A 9,563-nucleotide genomic window follows, 5' to 3' on the forward strand; every position below is an offset into this window, starting at 1 on the left:
ATCGGCCTCTAATTCCCAGTGTGGCAGACAGGCTCTCGACCGGCGTGAACATCCTCGATCGCCAACTCGACGGGGGGATCCCGCCGGGGAGCATCGTGCTCCTCACGGCCGATCCCGCCAGCCAGTCGGAGCTGTTTCTCTACGAACTCACTGCGGTCCGCGCGACGCTGTATCTCACGACGATCCGGTCGGATCAGGCCATTCTCGACGCGGTCGATCGGACGCCCGGCCGCGTCGGCGACCCGACGGTCCGGGACGTCGGCGGCAACGCGCCGCTGGATACGGCGAACCGCTTCGTGCGGGACCTGCCGGAGGGTGCGAACCTGATTATCGACGTCGTCGACGTCTTAGAGGAGACCGAACCGGCGCGGTACCGCCAGTTCCTGAACGAACTCCAGACGCATATGGTCAACACAGGCGGACTGGCCGTCCTACACGGGATGAAAAGCGACGAGAACCCGCGCAATCGGGGCTTCACGAAGCACATGACCGACGTCGTCTTCGACCTCCGGACGGAGGTCAAAGGGTCGGACATCGAGAACCGCCTCGCGGTTCCGAAGTTCCGCGGCGGCCAGCCCCCGGAGGAGACCATCAAACTCCGCCTCAGCGACCGCGTCACCGTCGACACCAGTCGGGACATCGCATAACTGCGGGGGAACGCTGTCGGCGTTCAGACAACGACCCCGAAGTAACCGAACGCCGCGAGCGTGACCGCGACGGTCACAAGCGACCAGTTGCGGGGCGTATCTAGTCCGCCGAGGTCGAGTCGACTCGTGAAAAGCGAGAGAAAGTACGGCCCGAGCGGCAGCAACCGTGGAAGTGCGGCGATCTCGCGGCCGAGCCCATACCGGAGTCCGAGCGTCAGCGCCACGGTACAGACGGCGGCGACAGCCGCGACCCGCAGGTCGTCGGTCGCGGCGAGCGTCTCGTCCGCGAGCGGGGAGTCGGTTGATTCTTCGGACATTACAGGATGGCTGGCGGCAGTGTGGACCCGCCTGAGACCCCCAGAAGCGGTCTGCAGGTCGGGAAACGCGATCGCTCCTCTCATACTGCTTACGCTCGTCTCCTCCTGCCGAGCGCCGTCGACGGGGGTGGCGCTCGACGGAAACAGTGAGCGTAAGCAGTGTCAGTCCGCCGTTACTCGTCGAGTTCGTCGGCGAGTTCGTCTGCGTCGACGTCGACGTCCTCGATCGCCTCTTCGAGGTCCTCGGGCGCAGCGCCGCCGCCTCCGCCCATCATTCCGCCGAGGCCGCCCATCATCCCGCCCATCCCTTCGATGGTCTCCTGGACGATGACGCGATCGAGATCCAGGCGATCCATCACGTCCTGGGCGATCTGCTGTTTCGAGAACATCCACTGCTGGTTCATCGTCATCTGCGGCGTCGCCTCGATGTACAGCGTCTCTTTTTCGACTTCGACCGTCTCGGTCTCAGGTTCGGCCTCTTCGTCTTCCTCCTCGTCCTCGTCGGGCTCGACGACCTGTTCTTCTTCGACGGTGTCGGTCTCGATCCAGACCTCGGGGGCCTCCTGGAGGTACATCTCCAGCATACTGGCGGCCTGCTCCTCGCGGTCCTCGACCACTTCGAGGATCTCGTACTCGTATTCGAGGTCCTCGCCCGCGAGCGGGTGGTTGAAGTCGACGCGGGCGCGGCCGCCGACCATCGTCACGACCCGGCCCTGGTCGCCGTCGATCTGGACCTGCGCGCCCGGGTAGCGCTCGTCCTCGTCGATCTTGTTGGCGCTGACGGTCCGGACCTCGTCGTCGTCGTACTCCCCGAACGCCTCGGCGGCAGAGACCTCGACGGTGCCTGAGTCGCCGACCTCCGCGCCGAGGAGCGCCTCGTCGACGCTCTCGAAGACGTGCCCGGCGCCGACGACGACGACCCGCGGCTCGAACTCGTACTCCTCGGTGTCGATATCGGCTTCCTCGGCCGTCTCCTCGTCCGTGGTGTCGACGACGGTGCCGTCGTCTGCGGTTCGGAGCGTGTAGGCGAGGCGGACGAAGTCACCGTCGCTGATTCCGTCCTCGGTGTCGCCCTCCGCTTCTGCGACATCGTCCGCTTCGGCGACGTCCTCGTATCCTTCTGTCTCTTCCTCTGGAGCGTCGGCGTCAGCCTGCGATTCGTCGGCGTCTTCCCGCTGTTCGTCACTCATATCCGAACCATCACCCGTGCGACTCTTAAGAATCACGTTTCGGTCCGCGCCCGTACTGCGGCCGATCCGGCGGCTTTCGGGCCGAAATACCTCGGCTGGGGCTATGGACGGCGCTACGGTCGCGACGAAGATTTATCACGAACGAACAAGATGCATATAGTGGTGTGTTCCCATGGCACAGACGATGCTCCTCGTGAGCTTCCTCCTCGGGATCGGTCTCGTGGTGGGGCTCGTCGTCCTGCTCACGCGCGGGCGATACCATCACTCGGCTGATCTTGCAGGATCCGGAAATCTCGCGCAGCGCCTCGGGCGGGCGACGCGCAAGCCGGCGGTATGGGCCGCCACGTTCGTGCTCCTGACCCTCCTGGCCGGTGGTGCGACCGTCCTCGCGGTCGGCGGGTACGGCGTCTCTACGGACGTCTCCGCCGGAGCGACTACCCTGCTCGCCACACTCGGGACGGTCCTCGTGGTCGGGTACGTCTTCTACGGGACGTTCGTCGCCGCGCGCGCCAGGGGACTGCACGCGGCGCAGGCTGCCGCGTTCGGGTCGTGGGCGCTCGGACTGTTGGTGCTTGTCGCCGTCGCCGCGAGCCTGCTCGGGTTCGCCTGACCGATGGTCGGCGCCCGGGAGCTCCGCCGACCGCTGTCGACTGCTATCGCCGGTGTGCTCGCGACCGCGCTGCTCGCTGATCCGGCCGTCGCACACGCCGGATCTTTCGGCACCACTCGGACCGCCCCCATCCCGTCTTGGCTGGTTATCGGGACCGGCGTGGGCGTGGTCGGGGCGTCGTTCCTGTTCACGAGCCTGCTGACCGACCGGACGCTCGTCGAAGCGGTCCCGCGGCGGGCCCGGTCGTCACAAGCGGTCCGGTGGCTGGCACCGATCGCCCCACCCGCTCGGACGCTCCTCAGATGGGCGGCGGTGGGTGTCGTGGTCGTCGCCGTCGCGGTCGGCATCGTCGGTCCCGAATCCCCGCGGGCGAACCTGCTCACGCTCGGGGTCTGGATCGTGTGGTGGGCCGGGTATACGGCGACAACGTATCTCGTCGGAAACAGCTGGCCGGCGGTGAACCCCTGGCGAACGGTCGCGTCAGTCATCCCGAGCGAACGGCGGTCGCTCCCCGACAGCGTCGGGGTGTGGCCGAGCGTCGTTGGCCTCCTCGCGCTCGTCACTGCGGAGGTGTCGAGCCCGCTGGCGGCCGACTCCCGACTCCTCGCGCTCGCCGTGGGCTGTTACTCTGCGGTCACAGTCGGTGGTGCGGTCGTCTTCGGCGACGCGTGGTTCGAGCGCGTCGATCCGGTGGCGCGGACGTTCCGCTGCTACGGGCTGCTTGCGCCGGTTCGCCGGTCTGGAACCGGCCTTGATCTCGCTCTCCCGGGGACGGGGCTGATCCGCGAGTCGACCGTCTACGACCGCGGCGAGGTCGCGTTCGTGATCGCGCTCGTGTGGGCGACGACGTTCGACGGGCTCGTCTCGACGGCCGCCTGGGGACGAGTGGCGACGGCCGCGGCGGGCGTCGGCGTTCCCCGGGTGGTGCTCACGCTCCTTGCGCTCGGTGGCGGGTTCGGCTGCTTCGCGGGGCTCTACTGGCTCGCCGCCCGCGCTGTCAGACGAACTGCGCCGACGTACGTCACGACGCGGTACCTCGCGGGGTGGTTCGCCACGGCGCTGATCCCGATCGCGGCCGGCTACCACCTCGCGCACTTCGCCGGCTATCTCCTCTCTTTCGCGCCGACGGTGCTTTCGGTCGCCGCGGCGCCGCTTGCGCCGCCGGCAGCCCTCACCGTGCTGTCGCTGCCGCCCTGGTTCGGCGCGGTGCAGATCATCGCCGTCGTCGTGGGTCACGTCGTCGCCGTCTGGGTCGCTCACGCCCGCGCGTTCGCGTTGTTCGCGGGCCGGGTCCAGCCGGTCAGGAGCCAGTACCCATTCGCAGCTGTAGCCGTCTGCTATACGGCGACGAGCCTCTGGATCGTCGCACAGCCGACCGCGGCCGGACTCGCGTAGTATGTCCCGAACGCCACCTCCCGAGACCGCGCTGCCGGACGACGAATCGGTGGGCGACGAAGCGGCGGTCGCACGCTGCCCGTACTGTGACCGGCCGTTCGTCACCGACCGCCAGCGCGCCATCCACGTGGGGGAGCGACACGACCCGGCCGCGGCCGAACAGCAGGCCTACGAGCGCGCCCGGCGCGAAGAGAGCGACGAACTGTTCCGCCTGCACCTGCGGGTAGTCGTCGCGATCGGCCTGCTGTACGCCGCGTTCGTCGTTGCCGGGGTCGTGGCGTTCAGCCTCCCGGGCTGAACGATCGGCGGCTTGTCGCCGCCGCGGTGCGGACTCAGACTCCGTGTTCCTCGCCGCCCTCGGGTTCGGGGGCGCGGGCGACGACGGCGGTGAGTACGCCGACGCCGCCGACGACGACGGCCCCGAAGACGGCGACGATCGCCGTCCCGAGGCCCATCGCCTCCGCTGTGAGCAGTGCCGCCAGCCCGCCCACGACGAGCGCGACGGCGACCGCGAGCGCGAGAGTCGTTCCGTTCATCGTCGCCGGATTGGTGCTCGGCCGTGGTAAATGTTGACGTTTAACTGACCCCGACTGCTGCCGGTGACGTTCCTGGAGCCTCCTTATCATCCGTCACTCACCGTCTCGGCGACTACCGCACACCATCCTGAGGACCCGCCACTTCCGGTTCCAGTGAACTGTCGCTCACGTCTCCGTCGAACCGCCCACGCCGATGGCGACGACGAGGACGAACACCGCAGCCGCGAGCACGATGCTCGGCGCGAAGACGATCGGGTCCACGGGTCGGGAGCCGGTCACCTGGAGCAGCATCACCGCGACGCCGACGCAGACGGGGAGCGAGAAGACGAGCGCGTACCCGAGGACGACCCGTCTGCGCGAGTCCTCGGAGTCGGTGCGATCGGCGTCGGTCACAGGATCGAGTACGACGCCGCGAGGGTCAGTGCCAGTGCCGCCGCGAGCCCTATGAGGACGACGTACGTCAAAGAGCGGGGCTCGTACCGGAGATGCTGGAAGTACGCCGCCACGAGCACGGCCTTGAACGCCGAGAGCGCGACGATGATTCCGAACGCCGTCCAGTAGGCCAGTCCCGCGAACTCGACGAGCACCTGGATCGTCGCCGAGACGAATAGGACCGCGAACACCGCCGTGTACAGTTTCGTGTTTGTCATAGGTCACCTCACAGGATGTAGAACAGCGGGAAGAGGAACAGCCAGACGATGTCCACGAAGTGCCAGTAGAGCCCGAAGTACTCGACCGGCCGGTGGTCCGTCAGGTAGGACCCGCCGATCGCGCGTCCGAGGAGATACAGCGTCCCGATTAGCCCCGCGATCACGTGCGCGGCGTGCAGCCCGGTCGTCAGGAAGAACGTCGAGGTCCGGACCGTCGCGGTCGGATCGACTCCCTCGTGGAACAGGTGCTGCCACTCCAGGGCCTTGTTGCCGAGGAACCCGACGCCCAGGACGAACGTCACCGTCAGGCTCGCGATCAGCCCGCCCCGGTGGCGCTTCTGAGCGGCGACCAGCGCCAGGATGACGGTGAAACTGCTCGCGAGCAGGATGTACGTGTTCACGAGTCCCGGGATCGGGTCGGCTGGGACCGGCTCCCATCCGGTCCACCCGGCCGCGACGCGGGTGAAGACGTACGCGCCGATGAAGCCGCCGAAGAGGACGACGTCGGAGGCGAGGAAGATCCACATCCCGACCTTTCCGTTTTCGATCCCGTCGAACGGCCAGGCCTCCCCGAAGCCGCCCTCGGGGGCCTCGAAGGGCTCGATCGCCCAAGCGACGAGCGATCCGAGAACGATCACGCCCCCGGCGAGGGCGGCGAAGGCGTAGGCCGTGCCGGCCATCCCCTCGACGAGCGATCCCTCGCGGACGCCCGAGAGGCCCAGGAAAAGCAGGAACGCCCCGACGCTGACCGCGAGGGGCCAGACGCTGGTGTGGTCGCCGTGGGCGTGGTCACTCGCGTGAGCCTCCGCTGTGGCCCCGCCATCTGCTCGCGGCGACGCGGCCGTGTCGCCGTCGGCCGTCCCCGTACTCCCGCCGTCGGCGGCATCACGCCGGAACGAGAGCTGTCCGCCGCTGTAGGACGGCACGCCCGGGAAGTTCCCCGCGGGGGGCGGTGAGGGGACTGCCCACTCGGCGGTGCGGGAGAACTCCCAGGGTTTGTTGCCGACGCGCTCGCCGTCGAAGGCGCTCTTCGTCAGGTTGTACACCATCAGGATGAACGACAGCCCGAGGATGAACGCGCCGACGGTGGCGAGTTTGTGCCAGGGAGCCATCCACGCGTCGTACTGGAAGACGCGCCGCGGGGTCTCCCAGGCGACGAACATCGGGAAGTAAAGCAGGTTGAAGCCCACGAAGTACGCGACGAAGTGCGCCTTCCCCAGGAACTCGTCGTACATCCGCCCGGTGATCTTCGGGAACCAGTAGTAGAGGCCCCCGATGAGCGCGGTGACGCCGCCGACCATCACGTAATGGAAGTGGGCGACGACCCAGTAGGTCCCGCGGAACTCGTAATCGAGGACAATCGCGCCCAGGAAGACACCCGTGATCCCCCCGAGGATGAAGAGCAACAGGCCGCCGAAGGAGAACAGAAACGGCGTCGTAAACCGGATGCGTCCCTTCACGAGCGTGTAGATCAGCGAGAACACCATCAGGTCGAAGGGCAGGGAGATTCCGATCGTGGTCACCATAAACAGCGTCTTGATCTGGAGGTTGATCCCGGTCAGGAACATATGGTGCATCCAGACGACGAAGCTCTGGAGCGCGACGAGCACCATCGCCGCGATGAACCACTTCCGGCCGACGATCCGGCGGCCGGTGAACGTCTGGAACACCTCGGCCATCACTCCCAGCGCGGGGAAGAAGACGATGTACACCTCGGGATGGCCGAAGAACCAGAACAGGTGCGTCCACAGGAGCGATCCCCCGGCCGTCTCCTGGACGAAGTAGGCGGTGCCCAGGATCCGGTCCGACGAGAGGATGAGCAGCGCGGCCAAAAGCGCCGCGAAGGCGAAAAGCATCATCCAGACGGTGAGCAGGATCGACCACGTGAAGATCGGGAGCCGTCTGAGCGTCAGTCCCTCCGCACGCATCCGGTGCATCGTCGTCAGGAAGTTCACCGACGAGACGGTGACCGAGGCGACGAAGAGAACGAGCGCGAGGATGGCGGTGTTTGCGCCCACGTCCGGGGTGAACGTCGGGAGGTTCAGCGGAGCGTACATCGTCCACCCGCCGGCGAAGGTCCCACCCTGGAAGAAGGAGGCGACAAACAGGAGCCCGGAGGCGAGGTACAGCCAGAAGCTCAGGGCGTTCAGCCGCGGAAACGCGAGGTCGTCGGCGCCCATCTGCAAGGGGACGACGTAGTTCGCGAAGCCGAACGCGAACGGCGAGAGGAACCAAAACACCATTATCAGCCCGTGTGCCGAGACCGCCTGATTGTACGCCATCGCGCTGAGGACCCCCTCACCGACCGCACGGGGCTCCCACATCTGGATCCGCATCAGCCACGCGAGCAGCCCGCCCAGAAACAGGAAGAAAACCGAGGTGACGATATAGAGGATGCCGACGTCCTTGTGGTTCGTCGTCGTCAGCCAGTAGCGGACGCTCTCCCGGGAGGGGTAAGAGCCCTCTGTGACGGCTCCCGGGACGGGCTCTTCTCCCGTCAATCCCTCCGGGGAGACTGTTCCGCCGTCGGGGGTTCCCTCGGACCTTCCAGTGGCCGTTCCGGCGTCGGCTTTCGCCTCATCGGCCCCTCCAACGGCTGTTCCACCGTCGGGTTTCGCCCCGTTGGAGCCCTCGTCGTTCGTCGCCCCGTCGGCGGCCGCCGTCTCGCCGTCGGGCGCTCCAGTGCCAGTCCCGTCTTCTTTGTCTCTGTCCGTCATGAGCCGGATGTTGTCGTGTTAGCGTACCACTCGTCGTACTCGTCGGGTTCCATCACGACGACAGTCGCCGTCATATACGAGTGGCCGCTACCGCAGAGTTCGTAACACTGTGCCGTGTAGTTCCCCGTCTCCTCGGCCTCGAACCAGGTTGTCGTGGTCTGACCGGGGACGGCGTCGCTTTTCACGCGTAACTCCGGCACACCGAAGTTGTGGAAGACGTCACTCGACGTAACGCGGAGCCGGATCACCTCGTCACGCGGGACCCGGAGAACGCCGTCGGTCTGGTGGCCGTTCGGGTAGGTGAACTCCCATCCGAACCGGTAGCCGTCGACCTCGACTTCCATCTCCGGCGACGGCGGGTCTTCCACGTAGAGCAGCGTTCCGTAGGTCCAGGCGACAAGCGAGACGACGATGACGGTGCTGAGCGCGAAGGAGGTGAACAGCTTCCGACCGCCGCCGCTTCCGCCGGGAAGCTCTCCGAGTTGGGGAGGGTCGAAGTCGTGGTCGTGCGATGCCCCCTCTCGGTACTTGTAGGCGTTGTAGACCATATACGCGACGACCACGACGCCGACGAGCGTTCCGAGGAGGAGAAACACCTCGAAGATGCGGCCGAAGACGGCCGTTCGCGTCCCCCGGGGGATCAGCCCCGCCTGTGCGATCCAGCCCGCGACCGCCCCGGCGACGTGTGTGTACATCGATACCACACCACTCGCAATATTTGTCTTGAACAATACTTATAGATTGTGTGGGTAGACCCCGGGCGAAGCGACGCCCGGGCCGGGAACCCCACACGACTCTCGCCGCGTGGACGGTGTCAGACGTCGTGCTGTGGAATCCCGGTCGTTCTCGTCAGAACGTAGCCCAGCGTGAGTCCGTAGACCCAGTGCCCTGCCAGGGAAAACACGAGGAACGCGGCCCCCGTCGCCAACCCCGCCCCGGGCCAGAACGCGGGGACAAACCCGGTCCAGAACATCGTCGCGAACGCCACGCCACGGAGATACCGCGGCGACTCCGGGGGGAGAAACGCCCCAACGACGAGGAACGTCAGCGGGAGCAAGATTGTTCCGCCGAGGGCGAACAGGACGAGGCCGAGGGTGACGGTCGGTTCGATCCCGAAGAACTCCGCGAACCCGGCGAAGTTCGTTACCGGTTCGGTCCTGAAGAGGCCCAGAAAGCTGGGAACGCCAACGATAACGGGCAGCATCGCTACCGTCCCGAGGAGGCCGCCACCCATCGCGGCGAACACGACGCGGCCGGTGATCGGTATCTCGAAGGAATCGACCAGTTCCTCATCAACCGTCGTCGTTGGTTCCGACGTTTCGCCGCTCATTGTTCTGTGATACCGTTTCGCAATCCATAATGATAAATGGTAATGGTTTTTCGCGGTGTCGACCGGCCGGAGCCTTCCGAGGGTCACTCCGCAGATGGGACGGTTTTTCCCCGGGCGGATGGGCCGCTTGCCACTCCGCAGATGGGACGGTTTTTCCCCGCGCGGACGGAC

Annotated in this window: 12 protein-coding genes; 4 read left to right on the forward strand and 8 right to left on the reverse strand. The window is 66.6% G+C overall.

The genetic code is table 11. The features are described 5' to 3' along the window. Window positions 1–20: 20 nt before the first annotated feature. On the forward strand, window positions 21–647 hold the full coding sequence (locus tag RJT37_RS08275; protein WP_313689359.1) for an RAD55 family ATPase: 627 nt from the start codon (window positions 21–23) through the stop codon (window positions 645–647). A gap of 23 nt (window positions 648–670) precedes the next feature. Here RJT37_RS08275 and RJT37_RS08280 read toward each other — a convergent pair whose 3' ends face one another. Both RJT37_RS08280 and RJT37_RS08285 read right to left on the reverse strand, forming a co-directional pair. Continuing rightward, on the reverse strand, window positions 671–964 hold the full coding sequence (locus RJT37_RS08280) for a DUF8049 family protein (RefSeq protein WP_313689361.1): 294 nt from the start codon (window positions 962–964) through the stop codon (window positions 671–673). A 173-nt stretch (window positions 965–1,137) separates the two neighbouring features. After that, the gene (locus RJT37_RS08285) at window positions 1,138–2,154 is read right to left on the reverse strand and encodes an FKBP-type peptidyl-prolyl cis-trans isomerase (RefSeq protein WP_313689363.1); all 1,017 of its coding nucleotides are present in this window, start codon (window positions 2,152–2,154) and stop codon (window positions 1,138–1,140) included. 172 nt (window positions 2,155–2,326) lie between these two features. Between RJT37_RS08285 and RJT37_RS08290 the strand changes: the two genes are divergently transcribed. Genes RJT37_RS08290 through RJT37_RS08300 form a run of 3 tightly spaced genes read left to right on the forward strand, consistent with a single transcriptional unit; the run spans window position 2,327 to window position 4,457 of the window. Continuing rightward, window positions 2,327–2,764, forward strand: a complete 438-nt coding sequence (locus RJT37_RS08290) for a hypothetical protein (RefSeq protein ID WP_313689364.1) — start codon at window positions 2,327–2,329, stop codon at window positions 2,762–2,764. A 3-nt stretch (window positions 2,765–2,767) separates the two neighbouring features. Then, a complete protein-coding gene (locus tag RJT37_RS08295; protein WP_313689367.1) occupies window positions 2,768–4,159 on the forward strand; it encodes a hypothetical protein in 1,392 nt (463 codons plus the stop codon). 1 nt (window position 4,160) lies between these two features. Further along, entirely contained in the window at window positions 4,161–4,457 is a 297-nt protein-coding gene (locus tag RJT37_RS08300; RefSeq protein WP_313689368.1) for a DUF7410 domain-containing protein, read from the forward strand. Window positions 4,458–4,491: 34 nt separating this feature from the next. Here RJT37_RS08300 and RJT37_RS08305 read toward each other — a convergent pair whose 3' ends face one another. The 6 genes from RJT37_RS08305 to RJT37_RS08330 form a co-directional block, all read right to left on the reverse strand. Continuing rightward, on the reverse strand, window positions 4,492–4,695 hold the full coding sequence (locus RJT37_RS08305) for a hypothetical protein (protein WP_313689369.1): 204 nt from the start codon (window positions 4,693–4,695) through the stop codon (window positions 4,492–4,494). Window positions 4,696–4,860: 165 nt separating this feature from the next. After that, complete coding sequence (locus RJT37_RS08310; protein WP_313689372.1) at window positions 4,861–5,088, reverse strand: hypothetical protein; 228 nt, start codon at window positions 5,086–5,088, stop codon at window positions 4,861–4,863. After that, on the reverse strand, window positions 5,085–5,345 hold the full coding sequence (locus RJT37_RS08315; protein WP_313689375.1) for a cytochrome C oxidase subunit IV family protein: 261 nt from the start codon (window positions 5,343–5,345) through the stop codon (window positions 5,085–5,087). The genes RJT37_RS08310 and RJT37_RS08315 overlap by 4 nt, the downstream gene beginning before the upstream one ends. Window positions 5,346–5,353: 8 nt before the next feature. Continuing rightward, window positions 5,354–8,062, reverse strand: a complete 2,709-nt coding sequence (locus RJT37_RS08320) for a cbb3-type cytochrome c oxidase subunit I (protein WP_313689377.1) — start codon at window positions 8,060–8,062, stop codon at window positions 5,354–5,356. After that, window positions 8,059–8,757 carry a cytochrome c oxidase subunit II gene (gene coxB / locus RJT37_RS08325; RefSeq protein ID WP_313689379.1) on the reverse strand — a complete coding sequence of 233 codons (699 nt, stop codon included), beginning with the start codon at window positions 8,755–8,757 and terminating at the stop codon, window positions 8,059–8,061. Before coxB ends, RJT37_RS08320 begins: the two co-directional genes overlap by 4 nt. A gap of 119 nt (window positions 8,758–8,876) precedes the next feature. Then, window positions 8,877–9,392, reverse strand: coding sequence for a DUF6789 family protein (locus tag RJT37_RS08330; protein ID WP_313689381.1), 516 nt, complete (start codon window positions 9,390–9,392; stop codon window positions 8,877–8,879). Window positions 9,393–9,563: the final 171 nt, after the last annotated feature.

It is taken from the genome of Halobellus marinus, assembly GCF_032113415.1.
GTDB classification, from domain to species: Archaea; Halobacteriota; Halobacteria; order Halobacteriales; family Haloferacaceae; genus Haloquadratum; species Haloquadratum marinus.

Bases quoted from the DNA above. Each gene is read 5' to 3' on its own strand.
- RJT37_RS08280 (WP_313689361.1), bottom strand. From the start codon at position 964: ATGTCCGAAGAATCAACCGACTCCCCGCTCGCGGACGAGACGCTCGCC.
- RJT37_RS08285 (WP_313689363.1), bottom strand. From the start codon at position 2,154: ATGAGTGACGAACAGCGGGAAGACGCCGACGAATCGCAGGCTGACGCC.
- RJT37_RS08290 (WP_313689364.1), top strand. From the start codon at position 2,327: ATGGCACAGACGATGCTCCTCGTGAGCTTCCTCCTCGGGATCGGTCTC.
- RJT37_RS08295 (WP_313689367.1), top strand. From the start codon at position 2,768: ATGGTCGGCGCCCGGGAGCTCCGCCGACCGCTGTCGACTGCTATCGCC.
- RJT37_RS08300 (WP_313689368.1), top strand. From the start codon at position 4,161: ATGTCCCGAACGCCACCTCCCGAGACCGCGCTGCCGGACGACGAATCG.
- RJT37_RS08305 (WP_313689369.1), bottom strand. From the start codon at position 4,695: ATGAACGGAACGACTCTCGCGCTCGCGGTCGCCGTCGCGCTCGTCGTG.
- RJT37_RS08315 (WP_313689375.1), bottom strand. From the start codon at position 5,345: ATGACAAACACGAAACTGTACACGGCGGTGTTCGCGGTCCTATTCGTC.
- RJT37_RS08320 (WP_313689377.1), bottom strand. From the start codon at position 8,062: ATGACGGACAGAGACAAAGAAGACGGGACTGGCACTGGAGCGCCCGAC.
- coxB (WP_313689379.1), bottom strand. From the start codon at position 8,757: ATGTACACACACGTCGCCGGGGCGGTCGCGGGCTGGATCGCACAGGCG.
- RJT37_RS08330 (WP_313689381.1), bottom strand. From the start codon at position 9,392: ATGAGCGGCGAAACGTCGGAACCAACGACGACGGTTGATGAGGAACTG.